The following is a 24,252-nucleotide window of genomic DNA, read 5'->3' on the forward strand; positions in this document are numbered from 1 at the left end:
ACAGTAAAAATGTAGCATAAAGTACGTCAAAAAGATAGTTTTTTCGCAAATTTTCCGCTGTCTTTTTTTATTGGATGATCAAGCAGTTTTTCTTTATTTACGACGGATTGCGTCAAGAATCTCAACGCCTTTTTCTGAGCCGACAACTACTTTAGAAACCATGTTTAGGAAAAGCCCATGTTCTACTACCCCAACAAGTTCATCTAAATAGGTAGCTAAGCTTTCTGGCTGTTCGATGACTTCTAGATGCAGATCAATGATGTAATGACCACCATCTGTGGTTAGGACTTCTCCGTTTTCGTCTGTACGCAAGACAGGTTGGAATCCTTTTTCTTCAAAAATATGAAGTAGCTGTTGGGAGCCATAAGGGATCACTTCAACTGGGAGTGGGAACTTCCCAAGTTTATCGACTAATTTAGAAGAATCAACGATCCAAATCGTTTCTTTTGAGTACGTAGCGACTATTTTCTCGAAAAGCAAAGCAGCGCCGCCGCCTTTGATCCCTTGAAAATCAGCACTGATTTCATCAGCACCGTCTATTGTCAAATCGACTACGGGGACTTCATCAATACTCTTTAACGGTATTCCTAATTTTTCCGCTTGTTCTTTTGTCGCATTTGAAGTAGTAACTCCTGTGATACGTAAACCTTCTTCACGCATACGGCGACCAATCTCTTCTACCATATAATAGGCGGTTGAACCGGTCCCGAGACCTACGATCATCCCGTCCTTTACGAATTTCGCGGCTTCAATGCCAGCTAATTGTTTTAAATTCATCTTTGCGTCCACCTTTTTTTAGTTTGAGCATCGTGCTTTCCTCACTATTTTAGCGTGATTTACGGTAAAAAGATACCATTCTTTTTTATTCCAATAAAGCTTTTTCAAAAAAAATTGCATCCCTTGTTGACATGTTTTTTCATTCGTGATATTCTAACAAAGGTGCTTTATCTACAGGTTTCTGTGAAGAAACGTGCTGACTGTTTATCAAAGCATATTTGATAAGGATGCAGACATTGCATTTATTTTTTATCACAAAAAAAGAACCACCTGGATGTGTGGAACTAGACGCAAATCGTGGGAAGGAGGAAACAAGGAATGCCTACAATTAACCAATTAGTACGTAAACCTCGTAAATCAAAGGTGGAAAAATCTAATTCACCTGCTTTGAACAAAGGATATAACAGCTTTAAGAAAACTCAAACTAACGTAAACTCACCTCAAAAACGTGGGGTAGCAACTCGTGTGGGTACAATGACACCTAAAAAACCGAACTCAGCTTTACGTAAATATGCACGTGTTCGTTTGTCAAACTTAATTGAAGTTACTGCTTATATCCCAGGGATTGGTCATAACTTACAAGAACACAGTGTTGTATTATTACGCGGTGGTCGTGTAAAAGACTTACCAGGGGTACGTTACCATATCGTTCGCGGTGCTTTAGATACTGCTGGTGTTAACGACCGTAAACAAAGCCGTTCTAAATACGGAACTAAAAAACCTAAAGCTTAATTTTAATTATTAAACAAATGAAACTTGCTTCTACTATATAGAAGTAATTACTATGAACAATATTTCGGAAGGAGGAGTTACGGATGCCACGTAAAGGTCCTGTTGCAAAACGTGATGTTTTACCAGATCCTATTTATAACTCAAAATTAGTAACTCGCTTGATCAACCGTGTAATGGTTGACGGAAAACGCGGGATTGCAGCTAACATTATCTATAATGCCTTTGACTTGATCAAAGAATCTACAGGTAACGATCCATTAGAAGTGTTTGAACAAGCAATGAAAAACGTTCAACCTGTTCTTGAAGTTAAAGCACGTCGTGTTGGGGGTTCAAACTACCAAGTACCAGTTGAAGTTCGCCCTGAACGCCGCGTTACTCTAGGTCTTCGTTGGGTAGTAAACTACGCTCGCTTGCGCGGTGAACACACAATGGAAGAACGCTTAGCAAAAGAAATTATGGATGCTGCAAACAACACAGGTGCTTCTGTTAAAAAACGTGAAGACACTCATAAAATGGCTGATGCCAACCGTGCGTTTGCTCACTATCGCTGGTAAGATTCTCTCTGTTTGGTCGGCTTTTATAAGTCGACCTCAGATAGTGTCCTTATTTTTAGCAACTAGATAGTAAAGAGAGGAGAAACAAGGAGAATGACCAGAGAATTTTCTTTACAAAACACTCGTAATATCGGTATCATGGCCCACATCGATGCTGGTAAAACGACTGCTACTGAACGTATCTTGTACTACACTGGTAAAATCCATAAAATTGGTGAAACTCATGAAGGAGCTTCACAAATGGACTGGATGGAACAAGAACAAGAACGTGGTATTACGATCACTTCTGCTGCTACTACAGCACAATGGAAGGGTCACCGAATCAACATCATCGACACACCAGGACACGTAGACTTCACAGTTGAAGTTGAACGTTCATTGCGTGTACTTGATGGTGCTGTAACTGTTCTTGATGCACAATCAGGTGTTGAACCTCAAACTGAAACAGTTTGGCGTCAAGCAACAACTTATGGTGTACCTCGTATCGTATTTGCAAACAAAATGGACAAGATCGGTGCTGACTTCTTATATTCAGTATCAACTTTACATGATCGTTTGCAAGCAAACGCTCACCCAATCCAATTACCAATTGGTGCGGAAGACGACTTCACAGGAATTATCGACCTTGTAACAATGAAGGCTGAAATGTATACAAACGATCTTGGAACAGAGATCGAAGAAACAGAAATTCCTGAAGAATACCGCGAATTAGCTGAAGAATGGCGCGAAAAATTGGTTGAAGCTGTAGCTGAAACTGATGAAGAACTTACTTTGAAATACTTAGAAGGTGAAGAAATCACTGAAGCTGAGTTAAAAGAAGGTATCCGCCGCGCAACAGTTAACGTAGAATTCTACCCAGTACTATGTGGTTCAGCATTTAAGAACAAAGGGGTTCAATTACTATTGGACGCTGTTCTTGATTACTTGCCATCACCGTTAGATATCCCAGCTATCAAAGGGATTGACCCTAAAACTGATGAAGAAGTAGAACGTCCTGCAGACGACAGCGCTCCTTTCTCAGCTTTAGCATTTAAAGTTATGACTGACCCATTCGTAGGTCGTTTAACTTTCTTCCGTGTGTACTCTGGTGTTTTACAATCAGGTTCATACGTACAAAACGCAACAAAAGGCAAACGTGAACGTGTTGGTCGTATCCTACAGATGCATGCCAACTCTCGTTCAGAAATCTCTGAAGTTTACGCTGGAGATATCGCTGCTGCTGTTGGTTTGAAAGACACAACTACTGGGGACACACTATGTGATGAAAAGAGTCTAGTTATTCTTGAATCCATGGAATTCCCAGAACCAGTTATCCAAGTCGCTATTGAACCTAAATCAAAAGCTGACCAAGATAAAATGGGTGTGGCTTTACAAAAACTATCTGAAGAAGATCCTACTTTCCGTGCTGAAACAAACGTGGAAACAGGCGAAACAATCATCGCTGGTATGGGTGAACTTCACTTAGATATCATCGTTGACCGTATGCGTCGTGAATTCAAAGTTGAAGCTAACGTAGGTGCGCCTCAAGTATCTTACCGTGAAACTTTCCGTGCTGGCACTCAAGCCGAAGGTAAGTTTGTACGTCAGTCTGGTGGTAAAGGTCAATACGGTCACGTATGGATTGAATTTACACCAAATGAAGAAGGTGCTGGTTTCGAATTTGAAAATGCGATCGTCGGTGGGGTTGTTCCTCGTGAATACATTCCAGCTGTTGAAACTGGTTTGAAAGATGCTATGGAAAATGGTGTCTTAGCTGGCTATCCATTAGTAGATATCAAAGCTAAACTTTACGATGGTTCATACCATGATGTCGATTCAAATGAAACTGCCTTCCGTGTTGCTGCTTCTATGGCATTACGTGCAGCAGCTAAGAAAGCTAATCCAGTAATCCTTGAACCAATCATGGCTGTAGAAGTTGTTATCCCTGAAGATTACTTAGGTGATGTTATGGGTCACGTAACTGCTCGTCGTGGACGTGTTGAAGGTATGGAAGCTCGCGCTGGCGGCCAACAAGTTGTTCGTGCGATGGTTCCACTTGCTGAAATGTTTGGTTATGCTACAACTCTTCGTTCTGCTACTCAAGGTCGTGGTACATTTACAATGACATTTGACCACTACGAAGATGTACCAAAATCAGTACAAGAAGAAATCATTAAGAAAAACGGCGGAAAAGCTGAATAATTTCTTAAAACCGGATAGTCCTGCAAAGAGATTATCCAAAGAGACTATATTTTTAATATAGTTTCGTGTAAAATAATTATCGATGATATGGGCATGTGGTGTACCTTGTGTACATCATATACCTATCAGACAAATAAAAAATATATTGTATTTTTAGGAGGACATTTTAAAATGGCAAAAGAAAAATTTGACCGTTCTAAACCACACGTTAACATTGGTACTATCGGACACGTTGACCATGGTAAAACTACATTAACAGCTGCAATCACAACTGTACTATCTAAGAAAAACGGCGGCCAAGCTATGGCTTACGATCAAATCGATGGTGCTCCAGAAGAACGCGAACGCGGAATCACAATCTCAACAGCTCACGTTGAGTATGAAACAGATACACGCCACTACGCTCACGTTGACTGCCCAGGACACGCGGATTACGTTAAAAACATGATCACTGGTGCTGCTCAAATGGACGGAGCTATCTTGGTAGTTTCTGCTGCTGACGGCCCAATGCCTCAAACTCGTGAACACATCCTATTGTCTCGTCAAGTTGGTGTTCCTTACATCGTTGTATTCTTGAACAAAGTAGACATGGTTGATGACGAAGAATTACTAGAATTAGTTGAAATGGAAGTTCGTGACCTATTAACAGAATACGAATTCCCTGGTGACGATGTTCCTGTAGTTGCTGGATCAGCTTTGAAAGCTCTAGAAGGCGACGCTTCATACGAAGAAAAAATTCTTGAATTAATGGCTGCAGTTGACGAATACATCCCAACTCCAGAACGTGACAACGACAAACCATTCATGATGCCAGTTGAAGACGTGTTCTCAATTACTGGACGTGGTACTGTTGCTACAGGTCGTGTTGAACGTGGACAAGTTCGCGTTGGTGACGAAGTTGAAGTTGTTGGTATTGCTGAAGAAACTTCAAAAACAACAGTTACTGGTGTTGAAATGTTCCGTAAATTGTTAGACTACGCTGAAGCTGGAGACAACATTGGTGCTTTACTACGTGGTGTTGCACGTGAAGACATCCAACGTGGACAAGTTTTAGCTAAACCAGGTACAATCACACCTCATACAAAATTCTCTGCAGAAGTATACGTGTTGACAAAAGAAGAAGGTGGACGTCATACTCCATTCTTCACTAACTACCGTCCACAATTCTACTTCCGTACAACTGACGTAACAGGTGTTGTTGAATTACCAGAAGGAACTGAAATGGTTATGCCTGGCGACAACGTAACAATGGAAGTTGAATTAATCCACCCAATCGCTATCGAAAACGGTACTAAATTCTCAATCCGTGAAGGCGGACGTACAGTTGGTGCCGGTGTCGTTACAGAAATCAAAGCTTAATTCACTTAAGTTTTAAAGTAAAGCAACATTTATTCGGACGTAATCGCTCGGAACGAAGGTCTCAGGATCTTTGTTCCGAGCTTTTTTATTTATTGCAGGATCAGGAAAAAAGACAGGAGTATTATAATAGAAGGAACGCGAAATAAAAGAGTCAGTATTTTCTAAATGAAACTTTATGAAAACAAAATGTTTTTTACAAGAAAAAGCCTTGCTTTGTGAGTTTATATATATTATAATGACAAAGGTGCGTTTACTTTAGTGAATTGCACAGACGTAATCAGAATGATTTCGTCGGCTAAGAAACGAGAGGTTGCGACACGCCCGGACGCTTTGCCACGAACGAGCGTGACGGAAATTTTCGTGGAGCTATGTCTACTTTTCAAAATAGGCGAAGGAGGGAACAAGATGGCAAAACAAAAAATTCGTATCCGTTTAAAAGCGTATGAACACCGTATTTTAGATCAATCAGCGGATAAAATCGTGGAAACTGCAAAAAGAACTGGAGCTAGCGTGTCTGGTCCAATTCCATTACCAACTGAACGCAGTCTTTACACAATCATCCGTGCGACTCATAAATACAAAGATTCACGCGAACAATTCGAAATGCGTACACACAAACGTCTTATCGACATTGTGAACCCAACACCAAAAACTGTTGATGCTTTGATGAAGCTAGACTTACCATCTGGTGTAAACATCGAAATCAAATTATAAAACTAAAACAAAAATAATGGAGGTGTACTCATGACCAAAGGAATCTTAGGGAAAAAAGTGGGAATGACACAAATCTTCACTGAATCTGGTGAATTAATTCCAGTAACTGTTGTAGAAGCTACTCCAAACGTAGTACTACAAGTGAAAACAATGGAAACGGATGGCTACGAAGCTATTCAAGTTGGTTACCAAGATATGCGTGAAGTTTTATCAAACAAACCTGCGAAAGGTCATGTTGCAAAAGCAAACACGGCTCCTAAGCGCTTCATTCGTGAATTCAAAAATGTTGAGCTAGGAGAATATGAAGTAGGAAAAGAAATTACAGTAGATGTTTTCCAAGCAGGAGACATTATTGATGTAACAGGTACTACGAAAGGTAAAGGATTCCAAGGGGTTATCAAACGCCACGGACAAAGCCGCGGACCAATGGCTCACGGTTCTCGTTACCATCGTCGTCCTGGGTCAATGGGTCCAGTTGCACCTAACCGTGTATTTAAAAACAAACGTCTTGCTGGCCGTATGGGTGGCAACCGCGTAACTATCCAAAACTTGGAAGTTGTACGTGTCGATGCAGAAAGAAATGTTATCTTGATCAAAGGTAATGTTCCTGGAGCTAAAAAATCTTTAATCACTATCAAATCAGCTGTGAAAGCTAAATAATTGTAGGAAGAAAGGAGGAACTAAGGAATGCCGAATGTAGCATTATTCAAACAAGATGGAAGCCAAAACGGTGAAATCACACTTAACGAAGAAATCTTCGGAATTGAACCTAATGAAAGTGTTGTTTACGATGCAATCGTAATGCAACGTGCGTCATTAAGACAAGGAACACACGCGGTTAAAAACCGTAGCGCTGTTCGTGGCGGTGGACGTAAACCATGGCGTCAAAAAGGAACAGGTCGTGCACGTCAAGGATCTATCCGCTCACCACAATGGCGTGGAGGTGGCGTAGTCTTTGGACCAACACCACGTTCTTACAGCTACAAACTTCCTAAAAAAGTTCGTCGTTTAGCAATGAAATCTGTATTGTCAGAAAAAGTTGCTGAAAACAACTTGGTAGCAATCGAAGGCTTGAACTTCGACGCACCAAAAACAAAAGAATTCAAACAAGTTCTTGCTAACTTATCTATCGACTCTAAAGTATTGGTTGTTCTAGAAAAAGGTAACGACTTTGCTGCTTTATCAGCACGTAACTTACCAAACGTTTCTGTAGTAACTTCTGATAATGTGAGTGTGCTAGACGTTGTATCAAATACAAAAGTGTTAGCAACACAAACTGCTCTTACTCAAATTGAGGAGGTGCTTGCATAATGAACTTACTAGACGTAATCAAACGCCCAGTGATCACTGAAAAATCAATGCTTGCCATGGATGACAAGAAATACACTTTTGAAGTGGACACTCGCGCAAACAAAACTTTAGTAAAACAAGCGGTAGAAGCTGCTTTTGACGTTAAAGTCAAAAACGTGAACATCGTGAACGTACGTGCGAAATTCAAACGTATGGGCAAATATGCAGGATATACAAAAAAACGTCGCAAAGCGATCGTTACATTGACTGAAGATTCAAAAGAAATCCAATTATTCGAAGCTGCTGAATAAGCACTAATAGATAACTCATTAAATTAGGAGGGAAAAACGTGGCGATTAAAAAGTACAAACCTACCTCAAATGGTCGTCGTAACATGACAGGTTCTGATTTTGCTGAAATCACAACATCAACACCTGAAAAATCATTGTTACAACCATTGAAAAACCATGCTGGACGTAACAACAACGGCCGCATCACTGTACGTCATCAAGGTGGCGGACACAAACGCCAATATCGCGTGATCGACTTCAAACGTAACAAAGATAACGTTGTTGCAACTGTTCAAACGATCGAATATGATCCAAACCGTTCAGCTAACATCGCGTTAGTACACTATGAAGATGGAGTGAAAGCTTACATCTTAGCACCTAAAGGACTAGAAGTGGGTATGAAACTTGTTTCAGGTCCAGAAGCAGATATCAAAGTCGGAAATGCTCTTCCATTAGAAAACATTCCAGTTGGTACTGTTATCCACAACATTGAAATGAAACCTGGTAAAGGTGGACAATTGATCCGTTCTGCTGGTACAAGTGCTCAAGTACTTGGTAAAGAAGGCAAATACGTATTGATCCGCTTGAACTCTGGTGAAGTTCGTATGATCTTAGCTGCATGCCGTGCTACAATCGGTTCTGTAGGTAACGAACAACACGAATTAATCAACATCGGTAAAGCTGGACGCTCTCGTTGGATGCGTAAACGCCCAACTGTACGTGGTAGCGTAATGAACCCTAATGATCACCCACACGGTGGTGGTGAAGGTAAAGCTCCTATCGGACGTAAAGCACCAGTTTCTCCTTGGGGTCAACCAGCTCTTGGTTACAAAACTCGTAACAAAAAAGCTAAATCAGACAAACTTATTGTTCGTCGTCGCAAAAATAAATAATTACTTTGACCATGTGTCGCACATTTTGAGAGGAGGTTCACCATGGGTCGTAGTTTAAAGAAAGGACCTTTTGTCGATGAGCATTTAATGAAAAAAGTTGAAGCTCAAGCAGGGGTTGAAAAGAAAAAAGTTATCAAAACTTGGTCACGCCGTTCAACAGTTTTCCCAAGTTTTGTTGGATATACCATCGCAGTTTATGATGGACGTAAACATGTACCAGTTTACATCCAAGAAGACATGGTAGGACACAAATTAGGTGAATTTGCACCTACAAGAACTTATCGTGGACATGCTGCTGACGATAAGAAAACGAAACGCTAATTTGAGGGGAGGATAAATCCAAATGGCAGAACAAATCACATCAGCTAAAGCAACTGCAAAAACAGTTCGCACTTCACCTCGAAAAGCCCGTTTAGTAATTGACCTTATCAGAGGTAAAAGTGTCGCAGATGCAATTTCAATCTTGAAATTCACACCAAACAAATCTGCTGGAATCATTGAAAAAGTATTGATGTCAGCAGTTGCGAATGCAGAAAATAACTTTGACTTAGATGTTGAAAACTTGGTAGTAAGCGAAGCTTTTGTTAACGAAGGACCTACAATGAAACGTTTCCGTCCTCGTGCAAAAGGATCAGCTTCTCCAATCAACAAACGTACAAGTCATATCACGGTAGTCGTATCAGAAAAATAAGGAGGGATAATCAGTGGGTCAAAAAGTACATCCAATTGGAATGCGTGTAGGCATCATCCGCGACTGGGATGCTAAATGGTATGCTGAAAAAGAGTATGCTGAGTTCTTACACGAAGATTTAAGAATCCGTAAATTTATTTCAACTAAACTTGCTGATGCTGCTGTATCAACAGTTGAAATCGAACGCGCAACAGGTCGCGTAAACATTTCAATTCACACAGCTAAACCAGGTATGGTTATTGGTAAAGGCGGTTCTGAAGTCGAAAGCCTAAGAAAAGAATTAAACAAATTAACTGGTAAAAGAATCCATATCAATATCGTGGAAATCAAAAAACCAGATCTAGATGCAAAATTAGTAGGTGAAGGAATCGCACGTCAATTAGAAAACCGTGTTGCTTTCCGTCGCGCTCAAAAACAAGCCATCCAACGCTCAATGCGTGCTGGCGCTCAAGGGATCAAAACTCAAGTATCTGGTCGTCTAAACGGAGCAGATATCGCTCGTTCAGAAGGATACTCAGAAGGAACTGTTCCTCTTCATACTTTACGTGCGGACATTGATTACGCATGGGAAGAAGCAGATACAACATACGGAAAACTAGGAGTTAAAGTGTGGATCTATCGTGGAGAAATTCTTCCAACTAAAAAAAACACTGAGAAAGGAGGGAAATAATCATGTTAGTACCTAAACGTGTAAAACACCGTCGTGAATTCCGCGGAAAAATGCGCGGGGAAGCTAAAGGCGGAAAAGAAGTAGCATTCGGTGAATACGGTTTGCAAGCTGTTGATTCACATTGGATCACAAACCGCCAAATCGAAGCTGCTCGTATCGCAATGACTCGTTACATGAAACGTGGTGGGAAAGTATGGATTAAAATTTTCCCTCACAAATCTTATACTGCCAAAGCAATTGGGGTACGTATGGGTTCTGGTAAAGGGGCACCTGAAGGATGGGTTGCACCAGTAAAACGTGGTAAAATCATGTTTGAAATCGCAGGCGTTCCTGAAGAAGTAGCTCGTGAAGCGTTACGTCTAGCTTCTCACAAATTACCAATGAAAACTAAGATCGTAAAACGTGAGGAAATGGGTGGTGAATCGAATGAAGGTTAAAGAAATCAGAGAATTAACCACTGCCGAAATGCTTGATCAAGAAAAACAATTAAAAGAAGAATTGTTTAATCTTAGATTCCAATTAGCAACAGGTCAATTAGAAAACACTGCACGTATTAAAGAAGTACGTAAATCGATTGCACGCATCAAAACTGTGTTGCGTGAACAAGCTAAGTAATTATGGAAGGAGGCCATTAAGCGTATGACTGAAGGAAGAAATCAACGCAAAGTTTATCAAGGTCGCGTGGTTTCAGACAAAATGGATAAAACAATTACCGTTGCTGTCGAAACAAAGAAAAACCACCCTATCTATGGCAAACGCATGAACTATTCTAAGAAATACAAAGTGCATGATGAAAACAACACAGCAAAAGTTGGCGACATCGTGAGAATTATGGAAACTCGTCCATTATCAGCTACAAAACGTTTCCGTTTGTTGGAAGTAGTCGAAGAAGCAGTTATTATCTAATAACACGAGATTTTCCTATATAGATTGAATGCAAAATCTGAAAGGAGGATACACAACGTGATCCAAGCAGAAAGTCGTTTAAAAGTCGCTGATAACTCAGGCGCACGTGAAATTTTGACGATCAAAGTCCTTGGTGGATCTGGTCGTAAAACTGCTAACATCGGTGATGTGATCGTTGCTACGGTTAAACAAGCAACGCCAGGTGGGGTTGTCAAAAAAGGTGACGTCGTTAAAGCCGTTATCGTTCGAACAAAATCAGGAGCTCGTCGTACAGACGGTTCATATATTAAATTTGATGAAAATGCTGCAGTGATTATTCGTGATGATAAAAGCCCTCGTGGAACACGTATCTTTGGGCCAGTTGCACGTGAACTACGTGAAAACAACTTCATGAAGATCGTTTCACTAGCACCAGAAGTTTTATAATCTTGAGACACTTATCAAAGGAGGTGCGAAACAGTTATGTTTGTTAAAAAAGGCGATAAAGTTAAAGTTATCACTGGAAAAGACAAAAACAAAGAAGGCGTTGTACTAGCAGCGTTCCCGAAAAAAGATAAAGTTATTGTCGAAGGTGTAAATGTCGTTAAAAAACACCAAAAACCTTCTCAAGCTGCTCCTCAAGGTGGAATTGTTGAGATGGAAGCGCCAATTCATGTTTCTAACGTGATGGTGGTTGACTCTACTGGTGTAGCTGGCCGAGTTGGCTACAAAGAAGTAGACGGCAAAAAAGTCCGTGTTTCTAAAAAAACCGGTGAAGTTTTAGATAAATAAAAGTTTAAGGAAGGAGGGTCTTACTGAATGAACCGCCTAAAAGAAAAATATCTTAAAGAAGTAACTCCATCATTGATGGAAAAATTTAACTATAGCTCTGTTATGCAAACACCTAAAGTTGAAAAAATCGTCATCAACATGGGTGTTGGTGATGCGGTATCAAACGCTAAAAACTTAGATAAAGCAGTTGAAGAATTAACTTTGATCACTGGTCAAAAACCAATGATTACAAAAGCTAAAAAATCAATCGCTGGATTCCGTTTACGTGAAGGAATGCCAATTGGTGCAAAAGTTACATTGCGCGGAGAAAGAATGTACGAATTCTTAGACAAATTGGTTTCTGTTTCACTACCACGTGTACGTGACTTCCATGGTGTAAGTAAAAAAGCCTTTGACGGTCGTGGAAACTATACTTTAGGTATTAAAGAACAATTGATCTTCCCAGAAGTAGATTATGATTTAGTAGATAAAGTACGTGGTATGGACATCGTTATTGTAACAACAGCAAACTCTGATGAAGAATCTCGTGAGTTGTTGACACAATTAGGCATGCCATTCCAAAAATAATTAAAGGAGGCGAACTACGTGGCTAAAAAATCAATGATTGCTAAAAACAAACGTCCTGCAAAATTTTCAACACAAGCTTATACTCGTTGCGAACGTTGCGGACGTCCACATTCAGTTTATCGTAAGTTCCATCTTTGCCGTATTTGCTTCCGCGAACTTGCCTATAAAGGTCAAATTCCCGGCGTGAAGAAAGCTAGCTGGTAAAAAGTAAATTCGCATAAGAAGGAGGTAAAAGATCAATGGTCATGACAGATCCAATTGCAGATTTTCTAACTCGTATCCGTAACGCAAACATGGTTAAACATGAGTCTTTAGAAGTACCTGCATCAAAAATTAAACGTGACATCGCTGAAATCTTGAAACGTGAAGGTTTCGTTCGTGATGTTGAATACATCGAAGATGACAAACAAGGCGTGATCCGTGTTTTCCTAAAATTTGGTAAAAACGGCGAACGTGTTATCACAAACTTAAAACGTATCTCTAAACCAGGTTTGCGTGCTTATGTCAAAGCTGACGAAGTACCAAAAGTATTGAACGGTTTAGGTATCGCAATCATTTCGACTTCTGAAGGTGTTGTCACTGATAAAGAAGCTCGTGAAAAAAATATCGGCGGCGAAGTTATCGCTTACGTATGGTAATCAAGTAGAATCTACAAGGAGGTGTCTTTAAGTGAGCCGTATCGGAAATAAAGTCGTTGTTATCCCTGAAGGAGTAACAGTTACTCAAGACGGAAACAACGTTACAGTTAAAGGACCAAAAGGTGAATTGACTCGTACTTTTTCAGCAGATATCAAAATGAATATCGAAGGAAACGAAGTAACTTTCACTCGTCCAAACGACAGTAAAGAAATGAAAACAATTCATGGAACAACTCGTGCGAACTTCAACAACATGGTTGTAGGTGTCAGCGAAGGTTTCCAAAAAGCGTTAGAACTAATCGGGGTTGGGTACCGTGCACAATTACAAGGATCAAAACTTGTATTGAACGTTGGTTACTCACATCCAGTAGAAATCACACCACCAGCTGGAGTAACTGTTGAAGTACCAGCTAACACACAAGTAATTGTTAAAGGTGCGAACAAAGAAGAAGTTGGCGAATTAGCTGCAAACATTCGTGGAACTCGTCCTCCAGAACCTTATAAAGGTAAAGGTATTCGTTATGTTGGCGAATATGTACGCCGTAAAGAAGGTAAAACTGGTAAATAATCGTTTAGAAAAATTGCATAGAAGCCAGCAGCAGGAAAAAGGCATTTGGCTGAAGTTTACCTTCAAAAAAATACATTTTTACTTGTGCCGCAGCTTCTATTTTTCGAAACGTATTTACTGCTTGAAATAGTAGTACAATAAAAATAAAGAGGTGACAATTGTGATTACAAAACCAGATAAGAACAAAACACGTCAAAAGAGACATCGTCGTGTACGTAACAATATCTCTGGTACTGCTGAGCGCCCACGCTTGAACGTTTTTCGTTCTAACAAAAACATCTACGCTCAAATTATTGATGACGTAGCGGGTGTAACGCTAGCAAGTGCCTCTACCTTGGATAAAGAAATTTCAGGTGGAACAAAAACAGAAGCAGCAAAAGCTGTCGGTAAACTAGTTGCTGAACGTGCAGCTGAAAAAGGCATTAAAGTAGTAGTCTTTGACCGTGGTGGATACCTTTACCATGGCCGTGTGCAAGCTTTAGCTGAAGCTGCTCGCGAAAATGGACTAGAATTTTAGAAGAAGGAGGAATACCATTCATGGTTTATATCGATCCAAAACATTTGGAATTAGAAGACCGCGTTGTTGCAATTAACCGTGTAACAAAAGTTGTTAAAGGTGGACGTCGTCTACGTTTTGCTGCTTTAGTTGTTGTCGGTGACAAAAACGGACACGTAGGATTTGGTACAGGTAAAGCTCAAGAAGTTCCTGAAGCAATCCGTAAAGCAATTGAAGATGCGAAGAAAAACTTAGTTGAAGTACCTATGGTTGGTTCAACAATCCCACACGAAGTAATCGGTGCTTTTAGTGGTGGTAGAATCCTAATGAAACCTGCTGTAGAAGGTTCTGGGGTTGCTGCTGGTGGACCAGTTCGTGCCGTATTAGAATTAGCTGGGGTAGCAGATATCACTTCTAAATCTTTAGGCTCAAATACACCAATCAACGTTGTTCGCGCAACAGTTGAAGGTTTGAAACAATTGAAACGTGCAGAAGAAGTTGCAGAACTTCGCGGCAAATCAGTTGAAGAATTAATCGGATAAGGAGGACAACAATAATGGCTGAATTAAAAGTTACTTTAAAACGCAGTATTATCGGACGTCCTCAAAACCAACGCGATACAGTTAAAGCGTTAGGTCTTACAAAGATTAACAGTTCAGTGGTTAAGCCTTCTAATGAAGCAATTAAAGGCATGATCAATACTGTTTCTCACCTAGTGGACGTTGAAGAAATTTAATTTAGAAAAATCATAACTAGAACATTAAGGAGGTGCCAAACCTATGAAACTTCATGAATTAAAACCTGCTGAAGGTTCACGCCAAGTACGTAACCGTGTTGGTCGTGGTACTTCATCTGGTAACGGAAAAACTGCCGGACGCGGACAAAAAGGACAAAAAGCTCGTTCAGGCGGCGGTGTGCGTTTAGGATTTGAAGGGGGACAAACACCATTGTTCCGTCGTTTACCAAAACGAGGATTCACAAACGTGAACCGTAAAGACTATGCAGTCATTAATCTTGATGTATTGAACCGCTTTGAAGACGGAGCTGAAGTAACTCCTGTTGCTTTAGTTGAAGCTGGAATCGTGAAAAACGAAAAAGCTGGAATCAAAGTATTAGCTAATGGGGAACTAAACAAGAAATTAACTGTGAAAGCAGCAAAATTCTCTAAAGCAGCTCAAGAAGCAATTGAAGCGGCTGGTGGATCAATCGAGGTGATCTAATGTTTAGACTATTAAAAGATGCTTTTAAAGTAAAAGACATTAGATCGAAAATCCTATTTACTGTATTTGTGTTGTTTGTATTTCGCCTAGGTGCACATATTACTGTACCAGGCGTAAATGCTGCTTCATTGCAAAACCTTTCTTCTTTGCCATTTTTCAACATGTTGAACTTGGTAAGTGGTAGTGCGATGCAAAACTTTTCCATTTTCTCAATGGGGGTTTCACCATACATTACTGCTTCTATCGTCATTCAGCTTCTTCAAATGGACATCGTGCCTCGATTTGTTGAATGGTCGAAACAAGGGGAAGTTGGTCGTAAAAAACTGAATCAAGCGACTCGATATCTGACATTAGTATTGGCATTTATCCAATCTGTCGGTATCACTGCTGGATTCAATCAATACGCTCAATTAGGCTTCGTGAATAATCCTAACGTAGCAACTTACGTAACGATCGGTTTGATTCTAACAGCCGGTACGATGTTTGTTACTTGGCTAGGAGAACAGATCACAGAAAAAGGTATCGGAAATGGCGTATCAATGATCATTTTTGCAGGTATCATTTCTAGATTGCCTGAAAGTATCAGAGAAATTTATGAAGATTACTTTATAAATATTGATCCTTCAGACATATGGAAATCTGCTATTTTTGTGGCCATTTTACTAGTAGCGGTCTTGTTGATCGTGACATTCGTAACATTTTTCCAACAAGCTGAACGCAAGATCCCGATCCAATATACGAAACGCGTAGCTGGCGCGCCTACAAGCAGCTATCTGCCGTTGAAAGTAAATGCAGCTGGAGTTATTCCAGTTATCTTTGCTAGTTCGTTTATTGCTACGCCAAATGCTGTTTTACAAGCATTGAGCGGTAGATTCGGTTCTGAAAACTGGTACAAAGTGATGATGGAGATCTTTAACTATAATACAGCACCTGGTGCTACGATTTATACGATTCTGATCGTTGCCTTCACTTTCTTCTACGCCTTTGTTCAAGTAAACCCTGAGAAATTAGCGGAAAACTTGCAAAAGCAAGGAAGTTATATACCAAGCGTACGCCCTGGTAAGGGGACTGAAGAGTATGTCTCAAGATTACTGATGCGTTTAAGTACAGTTGGTGCAGTCTTCCTTGGTTTAGTGGCATTGCTTCCAATCATTGCTCAAATGGTTTGGGATCTTCCACAATCAATCGGATTAGGCGGTACAAGCTTACTGATCGTTATCGGTGTAGCTTTAGAAACTGCGAAACAGTTAGAAGGCTTAATGCTGAAACGTAAATATGTTGGATTCATTGAGTAAGAAAGCGTGTTGAGGTTTCCCCTCAACACACGTTCTCACACATTTATTAGGAGGGAAAACAATGAACCTCATTTTAATGGGGCTGCCAGGCGCAGGTAAAGGAACACAAGCTGAAAAAATCATTGATGCTTATGGTATTCCGCACATCTCAACAGGAGATATGTTCCGCGCAGCGATGCAAAACGAAACAGCTCTTGGCCTGGAAGCAAAGTCTTATATGGATAAAGGTGCATTAGTTCCTGATGAAGTAACAAATGGAATCGTGAAAGAGCGACTAGCTGAACCAGATACAGAGAAAGGCTTCTTATTAGATGGCTTTCCACGTACGCTAGATCAAGCAAAAGCTCTGGACGCAATGCTAAAAGATTTGAATAAAAAAATTGATGCTGTCATCGATATCCATGTTGGTGAAGAAATCTTGGTCGAACGTCTAGCCGGCCGATTTATCTGCAGCAATTGTGGAGCAACTTACCATAAAATTTTCAACCCTACAAAAGTTGAAGACACATGTGATCGTTGCGGTGGGCATGAATTCTATCAAAGAGAAGATGATAAACCTGAGACGGTTAAAAATCGTCTGGCTATCAACATCAAAAATAGTGAACCAATCTTGGCTTATTATAAAGAACAAGGTTTGCTAAACACTATTGATGGTGCTCGTGAAATCGATGCTGTATTTGCAGATGTACAAAAAATCATTGAAAAATAGCACGATTGCCCGTAGCCGACTTGCATTATGCAGTTACTCTTGTCAAGTTCAATAAATTATGATAGAATATGTCAGTCCGACTTCTAGAGAATCCTCTAGATGATCCATTTTGAGAATTTTGAGGTGGGAACTGCAGTTTCCGCCATTTTATCGTGTGAAAATGCGAAACAAGTACAAGGAGGTACTGTGCGTGGCAAAAGAAGATATGATTGAAGTCGAAGGTACAGTCGTCGAAACTTTGCCGAATGCAATGTTTAAAGTTGAACTAGAAAACGGACACCAAGTTCTTGCTACTGTTTCAGGTAAAATTCGTATGCATTACATCCGTATCTTACCTGGTGACAAAGTAACGGTTGAATTGTCTCCATACGATCTTAACCGTGGCCGTATTACTTATCGCTTTAAATAATTGTACTCCGTAAAACTACAGGAGGTATTATCATGAAAGTAAGACCATCAGTAAAACCAATGTGCGAACATTGTAAAGTAATTCGTCGTAAAGGACGCGTTATGGTGATTTGCCCAGCAAATCCAAAACATAAACAACGTCAAGGATAATTGGAGGTGCTATAAATATGGCTCGTATTGCAGGAGTAGATATTCCTCGTGATAAACGTGTAGTAGTTTCACTTACTTATATCTATGGTATTGGTAACACTACTGCTAAAAAGATCTTAGCTGATGCTGGTGTATCTGAAGATGTTCGCGTTCGTGAATTAACGAATGAACAAACAGATGCTATCCGTGCAGAAGTAGATAAATTAAAAGTTGAAGGGGATCTTCGTCGTGAAGTGAACTTGAACATCAAACGTTTGATGGAAATCGGTTCTTACCGTGGAATCCGTCATCGCCGTGGATTGCCTGTTCGTGGACAAAACACGAAAAACAATGCACGTACTCGTAAAGGCCCAGCTCGCGCTATCGCTGGCAAGAAAAAATAATTCTTAAGTGAAGGAGGTTAAAACTTCATGGCAGCAAAAAAAGTGAATCGTAAACGCCGTGTGAAGAAGAATATAGAAGCAGGTATTGCACATATCCATTCTACATTCAATAACACTATCATCATGATCACTGATACTCACGGAAATGCATTAGCGTGGTCATCAGCTGGTTCATTAGGTTTCAAAGGAAGCAAAAAATCAACTCCTTTTGCCGCTCAAATGGCAGCAGAAACTGCTACAAAAGCAGCAATGGAACACGGATTAAAGACTGTTGAAGTAACAGTTAAAGGACCTGGTTCTGGACGTGAAGCAGCAATTCGTTCATTACAAGCTACAGGTTTAGAAGTGACTGCAATTCGTGACGTGACTCCAGTTCCTCATAATGGTGCCCGCCCTCCAAAACGCCGTCGTGTTTAATGAGTGCCGCTCATTTTGAGTTTTATCAGTAACGTCATTGAACAAGACACTTTTCGTTTTGAAAGGGGTAAAGATAAGAATGATTGAGTTCGAAAAACCAAGAATCGCAAAAATTGATGAAGAAAAAGATTATGGCAAGTTCATCGTTGAACCTCTTGAAAGAGGGTATGGGACTACTTTAGGGAATTCCCTACGTCGTATTTTATTATCTTCTTTGCCAGGTGCTGCCATCACTAATATTCAAATCGATGGTGTACTGCATGAATTCTCTACCATCAAAGGTGTTAGAGAAGACGTCACTCAAATCATCTTGAACATTAAAGGCTTAGCGCTGAAAATGTATGGCCAAGAAGAAAAAACCCTTGAAATCGATATTACCGGACCTGCTACAGTAACTGCTGGCGATATTATCGTTGATAGTGATGTAGAAATTCTTAACAAAGATATGTACATCTGTAGTGTCTCTGAAGGAGCTACGTTCCATGCTCGCTTAACAGTGAAACCTGGACGTGGTTATGTTCAAGCAGATGAAAATAAAAAAGAAGATATGCCAATTGGCGTTCTTCCAGTCGATTCAATCTACACACCTGTTCGTCGTGTGAACTATCAAGTTGAGAACACACGTGTTGGACACCGTGAAGATTTTGATAAATTGACGATGGAGATTTGGACAGATGGTTCAATTGAACCGTTGGAAGCAATGAGTTTGTCTGCGAAAATCATGACTGAACATTTGGATATTTTTGTGAACTTAACTGATGAAGCAAAAAATGCTGAAATCATGGTCGAAAAAGAAGAAACACAAAAAGAAAAAATGTTGGAAATGACGATCGAAGAGTTAGACTTGTCTGTTCGCTCTTACAATTGTTTGAAACGTGCAGGAATCAATACTGTACAAGAACTTACAAATAAATCTGAGCCTGAAATGATCAAAGTCCGTAACTTAGGACGTAAATCATTAGAAGAAGTTAAAGCAAAATTGCACGACTTAGGTTTAGGTTTACGTAAAGAAGATTAAAACCTTTTACGAAGGAGGGAAACCAACGTGAGTTATCGTAAACTAGGACGCACATCTAGCCAACGTAAAGCGATGTTGCGTGATTTAACAACTGATTTATTAATCAACGAACGTATTGTGACTACTGAAGCTCGTGCGAAAGAAGTTCGCTCAACTGCAGAAAAAATGATCACTTTAGGTAAACGCGGAGATTTGCATGCACGTCGTCAAGCTGCGGCTTTCGTACGTAATGAAGTTGCCAGCGTGCGTGAAGAAAATGAGGACATCGTCATTGAATCAGCTTTACAAAAACTGTTCAACGATATTGCACCTCGTTACGCAGAACGTCAAGGCGGATACACACGCATTTTGAAGACAGAACCAAGACGCGGTGATGGTGCACCAATGGTTGTCTTAGAACTTGTCTAAAATCACACTAATAACATCACTTTATAGATGATTCTTTTAGAGTGTTATGATGTTGGAAGATATTTTTCCGAGTCTAGCTCAGCGCTGCTCCTCAAGCGAATATCGCTTGGGGAGTAAGCACTCATCATAAAGTGTTTTTTTATACCTTCAATTACCTGTCATGACAGATATGTTTGAAGGCATAAAAAAACATTTTAAGCGAGAAATAATTGAAAATTTTGTCTTTTTTTGATAGTGTTAGTAGGAACTTTAGGATGAAGAAGGAGTAATCATGGAGCCAATTATTGAATTAGAAAAGATAAATTATAAATACCAGCCAGATGATCTTCGCCCCGCATTGAAAGATGTCTCCTTTACAATTGATAAAGGTGAGTGGATCGCTATTATTGGACACAATGGTTCAGGAAAATCGACACTTGCCAAAACGATCAATGGATTGCTTCTGCCAGAATCAGGGATCGTGAAAGTGGGAAATCAAATATTGGATGAAGAAAATATTTGGACGATCCGACAGATGGTTGGAATGGTTTTTCAAAATCCAGACAATCAGTTTGTTGGTTCGACAGTAGAAGATGACGTTGCTTTTGGTCTTGAAAATCAAGGGATTCCCAGAGAAGAAATGCTAGTGCGTGTGAAAGATGCACTTGAGAAAGTTAGAATGGCTGAGTTTGCTTCACGCGAGCCTGCTCGTTTATCAGGAGGGCAAAAACAACGTGTTGCCATTGCCGGCGTGGTTGCCTTACGACCTGATATCATTATTTTAGATGAAGCAACCAGTATGCTAGATCCAGAAGGTCGTGAAGAAGTGATCTCTACGATCAAGAAGATCAAAGAAGAAAGTCAATTGACCGTTATATCTATCACTCATGATATTGATGAAGCAGCTAATGCCAATCGGATACTAGTGATGAGACAAGGCGAACTTGTCCGTGAAGGTACACCAAAAGAAATTTTTTCTGCTGGTCCTGAACTGATCGACTTAGGTCTAGATCTACCATTTCCTGAAAAACTGAAGAGCGCACTGAAAGAACGTGGGGTTGATGTGCCCAGTGAATATATGACAGAAGAAAGGATGGTGGATTGGTTATGGACATCCGTTTTGAACAAGTAGACTTCACTTATCAGCCGAATACACCATTTGAACAAAGAGCCTTATTTGACATCAATATGACGATCAAAGAAAACAGTTATACTGCATTAGTAGGGCATACCGGAAGCGGGAAATCAACCTTACTTCAGCATTTGAATGCGCTTGTTAAGCCAACAAGCGGTACAGTCCATATTGGAGAACGAGATATTCAGCCGGATACGGATAATAAGAATTTAAAGCCCATCCGAAAAAAAGTTGGCATCGTCTTTCAGTTTCCAGAAGCACAGCTATTCGAAGAAACGGTAGCAAAAGACATTGCTTTCGGTCCTAAAAACTTTGGTGTCAGCGAAGAAGAAGCACTAGTCCTAGCAAAAGAAACATTAGAACAAGTTGGGCTGGATGAAAGCTATTTGGAACGTTCGCCATTTGAACTTTCAGGAGGGCAAATGCGTAGAGTAGCAATCGCTGGTGTGCTTGCCATGAGGCCGGAAGTACTTGTATTGGATGAACCAACGGCAGGACTTGATCCCCAGGGTAGAAAAGAAATGATGGAGATGTTTTGGCGTCTTCATAAGGAACAGCAGATCACTATTGTATTAGTTACGCATTTAATGGATGATGTAGCCAATTTTGCAGATTATGTCTATGTGTTGGAAAAGGGACGAATCGTTAATAGCGGGGAGCCGCAAGAGGTCTTTCAAAACATTGAATGGCTAAAAGAAAAACAACTAGGCGTACCTACTGCCACCGAGTTTGCAGAAGAATTAATGGCTAAAGGGATGAACTTTGCTACCTTGCCTTTGACAGCTGAAGAATTAGCAGACGCTATCGTCCATTATGCTGGAGGAAATGCCCATGATGAATAAATTGATATTTGGTCGTTATATGCCTGGAGATTCCTTGATCCATCGATTGGATCCCCGAGCTAAATTATTAGCCAGTTTTTATTTTATCGGAATCATTTTTTTAGCAAATAATTGGGAAACGTACCTTTTGTTGGCATTTTTCACATTACTTTCTGTCTTCTTGTCAAAAGTAGATTTGAAATTTTTTATCCGAGGCATTCGCCCATTGATCTGGCTAATCCTCTTCACTGTAGCTTTGCAGGTCTTGTTTACAAGTGGCGGAGAAACTTATTGGAGTTGGGGTGTTTTCCATATCACTGAATTTGGTGTGATGAACGGCCTCTTTATTTTCTGTCGATTCGTGTTGATCATTTTTATGTCGACTCTACTCACGCTTACTACACCGCCTTTGGAATTATCGGATGCGATTGAGTACTTGCTTCGTCCATTGAAAGCCGTACGGTTCCCAGTCCACGAAATTTCATTGATGCTGTCGATTGCTCTTCGTTTTGTGCCTACATTGATGGACGAAACAGAAAAGATCATGAACGCTCAGCGCGCTCGCGGTGTTGATTTTGGTGAAGGAAACCTAGTTCAGAAAATGAAAGCAGTCATTCCTTTGCTGATTCCTTTATTTGTCAGCAGCTTCAACCGTGCGGAAGATCTTGCGACTGCTATGGAAGCAAGAGGCTACAAAGGTGGGGAAGGAAGAACGAAATATCGTGTATTGCATTGGCATAATAGAGACACGATGGTTATCATTGCTTTTGTATTATTAACTGTGCTACTGATCTTTTTAAGAGGATAAACGTTCAGTGGGCCGCTATCTATTCTTTTCTTGCTGATCTGTTTGCAAGAAAGGATGCGAGCAGTGTATGACAAGAAATATTAGGGTCTGTGGCAGACTAAGGTCACAGGCCTCTTTCTTTTATCTGAAAAGAAAGAACGAAAAAATTTTATAAAAAAATCATTATTCCAGATAACCTTTTAGGAACAAAGGAGAGAAAAACATGGTACGTTACAAAGCAATCATTGCATACGACGGAACAAATTTTAATGGATTCCAAAAACAGCCAAATGGGCGTACTGTTCAAGAAGAAGTAGAAAAAACATTACAAAAAATGGCAAATGGAAAAGAAATCACGGTCTTTGGTTCGGGAAGGACAGATGCCGGAGTACATGCGATTGGGCAAGTAATCCATTTTGATTATCCAGAGGAGCGTCCGTTAGAACGAATGCGTTTCGCGCTAGATACCCAGTCACCAGAGGATATTGCTGTAAGACAAGTAGAAATTGTTTCAGAAGACTTCCACGCAAGATATTTGGTCAAAGAAAAGACGTATCAATTTCGAGTGGATATAGGGAAACCACGCAGTCCTTTTCGACGCCATTATGCAAGTTATTTTCCTTACCCTCTTGATTTGGAAAAAATTCAGCGGGCGCTTCCTGATTTATTAGGGACTCACGATTTCACCTCTTTTTGTGCATCAGGAAGCTCGATAGAGGATAAAGTACGTACGATCTACGAGGCTAAGATGGAGGTAAATGAAACAAAAGACGAATTGTTGTTTACATTTAGGGGAAATGGCTTCTTGTATAAGATGATACGGATCTTAGTAGGAACGCTTTTGAAAATTGGCAATGGCCGATTGCCTGAAGATAGTATCCCAGATATTATTGCGAAAAAAGATCGTAATGCAGCAGGACCTACAGCACATCCTGAAGGACTTTATTTGTATGAAGTGAAATATGAATAAGAGGTTGTGACAGAAGTGGTCAGCTTCAAGAAATAAGAAGGAATTTACGAAAATTACTTCTCAAAATTTTGCAAAATTTCGGCTTATTTTCGAAGGAGCTACTTCTGGAACACCGTGAATCAGAGGTTGTGAAAAAGCTGCCCTGCATCAAGTAATAAGAACAACCAAACAAAAATAGCTCGTCATATTTTTCGTTTGGTTGGGCTTATTACCGCAGATGCAAGCTTTTGAACACCGTTTAAGGAAGAGGTTGTGAAATCAGCGTTTTGACCTGAGTATTAGAGAAACAAACGGAAAAATAGTTCCTCATATTTTGCCGTTTGTTGAGCTAATACCGAAGGTCAGCTGATTGAACACCGTTTAAGAAAGAGGTCGTGAGCCTGTCATTTAACTCTGAGTCACAAGTAACAATTTCAAAAAACAGCTTCTCATCTTTGATGAATATCGTGACTTGT

Annotated in this window: 38 protein-coding genes; 37 read left to right on the forward strand and 1 reads right to left on the reverse strand. The window is 40.2% G+C overall.

Annotation, left to right across the window (positions count from 1 at the left end):
* Positions 1 to 93: 93 nt before the first annotated feature.
* On the reverse strand, positions 94 to 777 hold the full coding sequence (gene rpiA / locus IGL70_RS00255) for a ribose-5-phosphate isomerase RpiA (RefSeq protein WP_002294319.1): 684 nt from the start codon (positions 775 to 777) through the stop codon (positions 94 to 96).
* 318 nt (positions 778 to 1,095) lie between these two features.
* Here rpiA and rpsL point away from each other — a divergent pair, with 318 nt between their 5' ends.
* The 37 genes from rpsL to truA all read left to right on the forward strand — a co-directional run bounded on the left by rpsL (position 1,096) and on the right by truA (position 23,797).
* Positions 1,096 to 1,509 carry a 30S ribosomal protein S12 gene (rpsL, locus tag IGL70_RS00260; protein ID WP_002294318.1) on the forward strand — a complete coding sequence of 138 codons (414 nt, stop codon included), beginning with the start codon at positions 1,096 to 1,098 and terminating at the stop codon, positions 1,507 to 1,509.
* An 83-nt stretch (positions 1,510 to 1,592) separates the two neighbouring features.
* Positions 1,593 to 2,063, forward strand: a complete 471-nt coding sequence (rpsG, locus tag IGL70_RS00265) for a 30S ribosomal protein S7 (RefSeq protein WP_002290440.1) — start codon at positions 1,593 to 1,595, stop codon at positions 2,061 to 2,063.
* Positions 2,064 to 2,156: 93 nt separating this feature from the next.
* Positions 2,157 to 4,244 (forward strand): elongation factor G, encoded by a 2,088-nt coding sequence (fusA, locus tag IGL70_RS00270; protein WP_002294317.1) that lies wholly within the window; start codon positions 2,157 to 2,159, stop codon positions 4,242 to 4,244.
* A gap of 171 nt (positions 4,245 to 4,415) precedes the next feature.
* On the forward strand, positions 4,416 to 5,603 hold the full coding sequence (gene tuf / locus IGL70_RS00275) for an elongation factor Tu (RefSeq protein ID WP_002290442.1): 1,188 nt from the start codon (positions 4,416 to 4,418) through the stop codon (positions 5,601 to 5,603).
* Between the two features lie 405 nt (positions 5,604 to 6,008).
* Positions 6,009 to 6,317 (forward strand): 30S ribosomal protein S10, encoded by a 309-nt coding sequence (rpsJ, locus tag IGL70_RS00280; RefSeq protein WP_002290443.1) that lies wholly within the window; start codon positions 6,009 to 6,011, stop codon positions 6,315 to 6,317.
* 30 nt (positions 6,318 to 6,347) lie between these two features.
* Positions 6,348 to 6,977: a 50S ribosomal protein L3 gene (gene rplC / locus IGL70_RS00285; RefSeq protein WP_002290445.1), complete on the forward strand. Its 630-nt coding sequence runs from the start codon at positions 6,348 to 6,350 to the stop codon at positions 6,975 to 6,977.
* A gap of 27 nt (positions 6,978 to 7,004) precedes the next feature.
* Positions 7,005 to 7,628, forward strand: coding sequence for a 50S ribosomal protein L4 (rplD, locus tag IGL70_RS00290; protein ID WP_002290446.1), 624 nt, complete (start codon positions 7,005 to 7,007; stop codon positions 7,626 to 7,628).
* Positions 7,628 to 7,918, forward strand: a complete 291-nt coding sequence (gene rplW / locus IGL70_RS00295; protein WP_002290449.1) for a 50S ribosomal protein L23 — start codon at positions 7,628 to 7,630, stop codon at positions 7,916 to 7,918. Before rplD ends, rplW begins: the two co-directional genes overlap by 1 nt.
* 38 nt (positions 7,919 to 7,956) lie before the next feature.
* On the forward strand, positions 7,957 to 8,790 hold the full coding sequence (gene rplB, locus IGL70_RS00300; protein ID WP_002290451.1) for a 50S ribosomal protein L2: 834 nt from the start codon (positions 7,957 to 7,959) through the stop codon (positions 8,788 to 8,790).
* Positions 8,791 to 8,832: 42 nt separating this feature from the next.
* Complete coding sequence (gene rpsS / locus IGL70_RS00305) at positions 8,833 to 9,111, forward strand: 30S ribosomal protein S19 (RefSeq protein WP_002288655.1); 279 nt, start codon at positions 8,833 to 8,835, stop codon at positions 9,109 to 9,111.
* Positions 9,112 to 9,133: 22 nt separating this feature from the next.
* Positions 9,134 to 9,481: a 50S ribosomal protein L22 gene (gene rplV / locus IGL70_RS00310; protein WP_002288657.1), complete on the forward strand. Its 348-nt coding sequence runs from the start codon at positions 9,134 to 9,136 to the stop codon at positions 9,479 to 9,481.
* Between the two features lie 13 nt (positions 9,482 to 9,494).
* Positions 9,495 to 10,151 (forward strand): 30S ribosomal protein S3, encoded by a 657-nt coding sequence (gene rpsC, locus IGL70_RS00315; protein ID WP_002288659.1) that lies wholly within the window; start codon positions 9,495 to 9,497, stop codon positions 10,149 to 10,151.
* Between the two features lie 2 nt (positions 10,152 to 10,153).
* Positions 10,154 to 10,588 (forward strand): 50S ribosomal protein L16, encoded by a 435-nt coding sequence (gene rplP, locus IGL70_RS00320; protein WP_002288661.1) that lies wholly within the window; start codon positions 10,154 to 10,156, stop codon positions 10,586 to 10,588.
* Complete coding sequence (rpmC, locus tag IGL70_RS00325) at positions 10,578 to 10,766, forward strand: 50S ribosomal protein L29 (protein WP_002288664.1); 189 nt, start codon at positions 10,578 to 10,580, stop codon at positions 10,764 to 10,766. Before rplP ends, rpmC begins: the two co-directional genes overlap by 11 nt.
* Before the next feature lie 24 nt (positions 10,767 to 10,790).
* The gene (rpsQ, locus tag IGL70_RS00330; protein WP_002288668.1) at positions 10,791 to 11,057 is read left to right on the forward strand and encodes a 30S ribosomal protein S17; all 267 of its coding nucleotides are present in this window, start codon (positions 10,791 to 10,793) and stop codon (positions 11,055 to 11,057) included.
* Between the two features lie 57 nt (positions 11,058 to 11,114).
* The gene (rplN, locus tag IGL70_RS00335) at positions 11,115 to 11,483 is read left to right on the forward strand and encodes a 50S ribosomal protein L14 (RefSeq protein ID WP_002288669.1); all 369 of its coding nucleotides are present in this window, start codon (positions 11,115 to 11,117) and stop codon (positions 11,481 to 11,483) included.
* A 36-nt stretch (positions 11,484 to 11,519) separates the two neighbouring features.
* A complete protein-coding gene (gene rplX, locus IGL70_RS00340) occupies positions 11,520 to 11,828 on the forward strand; it encodes a 50S ribosomal protein L24 (protein WP_002288670.1) in 309 nt (102 codons plus the stop codon).
* Between the two features lie 27 nt (positions 11,829 to 11,855).
* Complete coding sequence (rplE, locus tag IGL70_RS00345; RefSeq protein ID WP_002288671.1) at positions 11,856 to 12,395, forward strand: 50S ribosomal protein L5; 540 nt, start codon at positions 11,856 to 11,858, stop codon at positions 12,393 to 12,395.
* A gap of 18 nt (positions 12,396 to 12,413) precedes the next feature.
* Positions 12,414 to 12,599 (forward strand): type Z 30S ribosomal protein S14, encoded by a 186-nt coding sequence (locus tag IGL70_RS00350; protein WP_002288673.1) that lies wholly within the window; start codon positions 12,414 to 12,416, stop codon positions 12,597 to 12,599.
* A gap of 35 nt (positions 12,600 to 12,634) precedes the next feature.
* Entirely contained in the window at positions 12,635 to 13,033 is a 399-nt protein-coding gene (gene rpsH, locus IGL70_RS00355) for a 30S ribosomal protein S8 (RefSeq protein WP_002288675.1), read from the forward strand.
* Positions 13,034 to 13,064: 31 nt separating this feature from the next.
* On the forward strand, positions 13,065 to 13,601 hold the full coding sequence (rplF, locus tag IGL70_RS00360; protein WP_002288677.1) for a 50S ribosomal protein L6: 537 nt from the start codon (positions 13,065 to 13,067) through the stop codon (positions 13,599 to 13,601).
* A gap of 160 nt (positions 13,602 to 13,761) precedes the next feature.
* The gene (gene rplR / locus IGL70_RS00365) at positions 13,762 to 14,118 is read left to right on the forward strand and encodes a 50S ribosomal protein L18 (RefSeq protein ID WP_002301025.1); all 357 of its coding nucleotides are present in this window, start codon (positions 13,762 to 13,764) and stop codon (positions 14,116 to 14,118) included.
* Positions 14,119 to 14,138: 20 nt separating this feature from the next.
* The gene (rpsE, locus tag IGL70_RS00370) at positions 14,139 to 14,639 is read left to right on the forward strand and encodes a 30S ribosomal protein S5 (RefSeq protein WP_002288681.1); all 501 of its coding nucleotides are present in this window, start codon (positions 14,139 to 14,141) and stop codon (positions 14,637 to 14,639) included.
* A gap of 14 nt (positions 14,640 to 14,653) precedes the next feature.
* On the forward strand, positions 14,654 to 14,833 hold the full coding sequence (gene rpmD, locus IGL70_RS00375) for a 50S ribosomal protein L30 (RefSeq protein WP_002288686.1): 180 nt from the start codon (positions 14,654 to 14,656) through the stop codon (positions 14,831 to 14,833).
* 43 nt (positions 14,834 to 14,876) lie between these two features.
* Positions 14,877 to 15,317, forward strand: a complete 441-nt coding sequence (gene rplO, locus IGL70_RS00380) for a 50S ribosomal protein L15 (protein ID WP_002288687.1) — start codon at positions 14,877 to 14,879, stop codon at positions 15,315 to 15,317.
* Positions 15,317 to 16,612: a preprotein translocase subunit SecY gene (gene secY / locus IGL70_RS00385; protein WP_002288688.1), complete on the forward strand. Its 1,296-nt coding sequence runs from the start codon at positions 15,317 to 15,319 to the stop codon at positions 16,610 to 16,612. The genes rplO and secY overlap by 1 nt, the downstream gene beginning before the upstream one ends.
* A 61-nt stretch (positions 16,613 to 16,673) precedes the next feature.
* The gene (locus tag IGL70_RS00390; protein ID WP_002288690.1) at positions 16,674 to 17,321 is read left to right on the forward strand and encodes an adenylate kinase; all 648 of its coding nucleotides are present in this window, start codon (positions 16,674 to 16,676) and stop codon (positions 17,319 to 17,321) included.
* 190 nt (positions 17,322 to 17,511) lie between these two features.
* Positions 17,512 to 17,730, forward strand: coding sequence for a translation initiation factor IF-1 (gene infA / locus IGL70_RS00395; RefSeq protein WP_002288695.1), 219 nt, complete (start codon positions 17,512 to 17,514; stop codon positions 17,728 to 17,730).
* Between the two features lie 32 nt (positions 17,731 to 17,762).
* Entirely contained in the window at positions 17,763 to 17,879 is a 117-nt protein-coding gene (gene rpmJ / locus IGL70_RS00400; protein WP_002288710.1) for a 50S ribosomal protein L36, read from the forward strand.
* A gap of 17 nt (positions 17,880 to 17,896) precedes the next feature.
* Complete coding sequence (gene rpsM / locus IGL70_RS00405) at positions 17,897 to 18,262, forward strand: 30S ribosomal protein S13 (RefSeq protein ID WP_002288713.1); 366 nt, start codon at positions 17,897 to 17,899, stop codon at positions 18,260 to 18,262.
* Positions 18,263 to 18,289: 27 nt separating this feature from the next.
* Positions 18,290 to 18,679: a 30S ribosomal protein S11 gene (gene rpsK / locus IGL70_RS00410; protein ID WP_002288714.1), complete on the forward strand. Its 390-nt coding sequence runs from the start codon at positions 18,290 to 18,292 to the stop codon at positions 18,677 to 18,679.
* Between the two features lie 79 nt (positions 18,680 to 18,758).
* The gene (locus IGL70_RS00415) at positions 18,759 to 19,697 is read left to right on the forward strand and encodes a DNA-directed RNA polymerase subunit alpha (protein ID WP_002288715.1); all 939 of its coding nucleotides are present in this window, start codon (positions 18,759 to 18,761) and stop codon (positions 19,695 to 19,697) included.
* A 27-nt stretch (positions 19,698 to 19,724) separates the two neighbouring features.
* Positions 19,725 to 20,105, forward strand: a complete 381-nt coding sequence (rplQ, locus tag IGL70_RS00420) for a 50S ribosomal protein L17 (RefSeq protein WP_002288716.1) — start codon at positions 19,725 to 19,727, stop codon at positions 20,103 to 20,105.
* A gap of 271 nt (positions 20,106 to 20,376) precedes the next feature.
* On the forward strand, positions 20,377 to 21,216 hold the full coding sequence (locus IGL70_RS00425; protein ID WP_002288720.1) for an energy-coupling factor ABC transporter ATP-binding protein: 840 nt from the start codon (positions 20,377 to 20,379) through the stop codon (positions 21,214 to 21,216).
* Positions 21,192 to 22,061, forward strand: coding sequence for an energy-coupling factor ABC transporter ATP-binding protein (locus IGL70_RS00430; RefSeq protein WP_002288722.1), 870 nt, complete (start codon positions 21,192 to 21,194; stop codon positions 22,059 to 22,061). The genes IGL70_RS00425 and IGL70_RS00430 overlap by 25 nt, the downstream gene beginning before the upstream one ends.
* Positions 22,051 to 22,848 (forward strand): energy-coupling factor transporter transmembrane component T family protein, encoded by a 798-nt coding sequence (locus IGL70_RS00435; RefSeq protein WP_002288724.1) that lies wholly within the window; start codon positions 22,051 to 22,053, stop codon positions 22,846 to 22,848. The genes IGL70_RS00430 and IGL70_RS00435 overlap by 11 nt, the downstream gene beginning before the upstream one ends.
* A gap of 202 nt (positions 22,849 to 23,050) precedes the next feature.
* Positions 23,051 to 23,797 (forward strand): tRNA pseudouridine(38-40) synthase TruA, encoded by a 747-nt coding sequence (truA, locus tag IGL70_RS00440; RefSeq protein ID WP_002298563.1) that lies wholly within the window; start codon positions 23,051 to 23,053, stop codon positions 23,795 to 23,797.
* Positions 23,798 to 24,252: the final 455 nt, after the last annotated feature.

Origin of the sequence: Enterococcus sp. DIV0901a (assembly GCF_051711525.1) — a bacterium.
Taxonomy (GTDB): domain Bacteria; phylum Bacillota; class Bacilli; order Lactobacillales; family Enterococcaceae; genus Enterococcus_B; species Enterococcus_B faecium.

Coding starts and splice junctions, on each gene's coding strand:
- rpsM (WP_002288713.1), top strand. CDS start 17,897: ATGGCTCGTATTGCAGGAGTAGATATTCCTCGTGATAAACGTGTAGTA.
- rpsE (WP_002288681.1), top strand. CDS start 14,139: ATGGTTTATATCGATCCAAAACATTTGGAATTAGAAGACCGCGTTGTT.
- rpmJ (WP_002288710.1), top strand. CDS start 17,763: ATGAAAGTAAGACCATCAGTAAAACCAATGTGCGAACATTGTAAAGTA.
- rpmD (WP_002288686.1), top strand. CDS start 14,654: ATGGCTGAATTAAAAGTTACTTTAAAACGCAGTATTATCGGACGTCCT.
- rplC (WP_002290445.1), top strand. CDS start 6,348: ATGACCAAAGGAATCTTAGGGAAAAAAGTGGGAATGACACAAATCTTC.
- rpsS (WP_002288655.1), top strand. CDS start 8,833: ATGGGTCGTAGTTTAAAGAAAGGACCTTTTGTCGATGAGCATTTAATG.
- rpsJ (WP_002290443.1), top strand. CDS start 6,009: ATGGCAAAACAAAAAATTCGTATCCGTTTAAAAGCGTATGAACACCGT.
- IGL70_RS00435 (WP_002288724.1), top strand. CDS start 22,051: ATGATGAATAAATTGATATTTGGTCGTTATATGCCTGGAGATTCCTTG.
- rplV (WP_002288657.1), top strand. CDS start 9,134: ATGGCAGAACAAATCACATCAGCTAAAGCAACTGCAAAAACAGTTCGC.
- rpsL (WP_002294318.1), top strand. CDS start 1,096: ATGCCTACAATTAACCAATTAGTACGTAAACCTCGTAAATCAAAGGTG.
- rplX (WP_002288670.1), top strand. CDS start 11,520: ATGTTTGTTAAAAAAGGCGATAAAGTTAAAGTTATCACTGGAAAAGAC.
- rplE (WP_002288671.1), top strand. CDS start 11,856: ATGAACCGCCTAAAAGAAAAATATCTTAAAGAAGTAACTCCATCATTG.
- fusA (WP_002294317.1), top strand. CDS start 2,157: ATGACCAGAGAATTTTCTTTACAAAACACTCGTAATATCGGTATCATG.
- rpiA (WP_002294319.1), bottom strand. CDS start 777: ATGAATTTAAAACAATTAGCTGGCATTGAAGCCGCGAAATTCGTAAAG.
- rplO (WP_002288687.1), top strand. CDS start 14,877: ATGAAACTTCATGAATTAAAACCTGCTGAAGGTTCACGCCAAGTACGT.
- rpsH (WP_002288675.1), top strand. CDS start 12,635: ATGGTCATGACAGATCCAATTGCAGATTTTCTAACTCGTATCCGTAAC.
- rplD (WP_002290446.1), top strand. CDS start 7,005: ATGCCGAATGTAGCATTATTCAAACAAGATGGAAGCCAAAACGGTGAA.
- IGL70_RS00415 (WP_002288715.1), top strand. CDS start 18,759: ATGATTGAGTTCGAAAAACCAAGAATCGCAAAAATTGATGAAGAAAAA.
- IGL70_RS00390 (WP_002288690.1), top strand. CDS start 16,674: ATGAACCTCATTTTAATGGGGCTGCCAGGCGCAGGTAAAGGAACACAA.
- secY (WP_002288688.1), top strand. CDS start 15,317: ATGTTTAGACTATTAAAAGATGCTTTTAAAGTAAAAGACATTAGATCG.
- rpmC (WP_002288664.1), top strand. CDS start 10,578: ATGAAGGTTAAAGAAATCAGAGAATTAACCACTGCCGAAATGCTTGAT.
- rpsQ (WP_002288668.1), top strand. CDS start 10,791: ATGACTGAAGGAAGAAATCAACGCAAAGTTTATCAAGGTCGCGTGGTT.
- rplW (WP_002290449.1), top strand. CDS start 7,628: ATGAACTTACTAGACGTAATCAAACGCCCAGTGATCACTGAAAAATCA.
- rpsG (WP_002290440.1), top strand. CDS start 1,593: ATGCCACGTAAAGGTCCTGTTGCAAAACGTGATGTTTTACCAGATCCT.
- IGL70_RS00430 (WP_002288722.1), top strand. CDS start 21,192: ATGGACATCCGTTTTGAACAAGTAGACTTCACTTATCAGCCGAATACA.
- rpsK (WP_002288714.1), top strand. CDS start 18,290: ATGGCAGCAAAAAAAGTGAATCGTAAACGCCGTGTGAAGAAGAATATA.
- truA (WP_002298563.1), top strand. CDS start 23,051: ATGGTACGTTACAAAGCAATCATTGCATACGACGGAACAAATTTTAAT.
- rplP (WP_002288661.1), top strand. CDS start 10,154: ATGTTAGTACCTAAACGTGTAAAACACCGTCGTGAATTCCGCGGAAAA.
- tuf (WP_002290442.1), top strand. CDS start 4,416: ATGGCAAAAGAAAAATTTGACCGTTCTAAACCACACGTTAACATTGGT.
- IGL70_RS00425 (WP_002288720.1), top strand. CDS start 20,377: ATGGAGCCAATTATTGAATTAGAAAAGATAAATTATAAATACCAGCCA.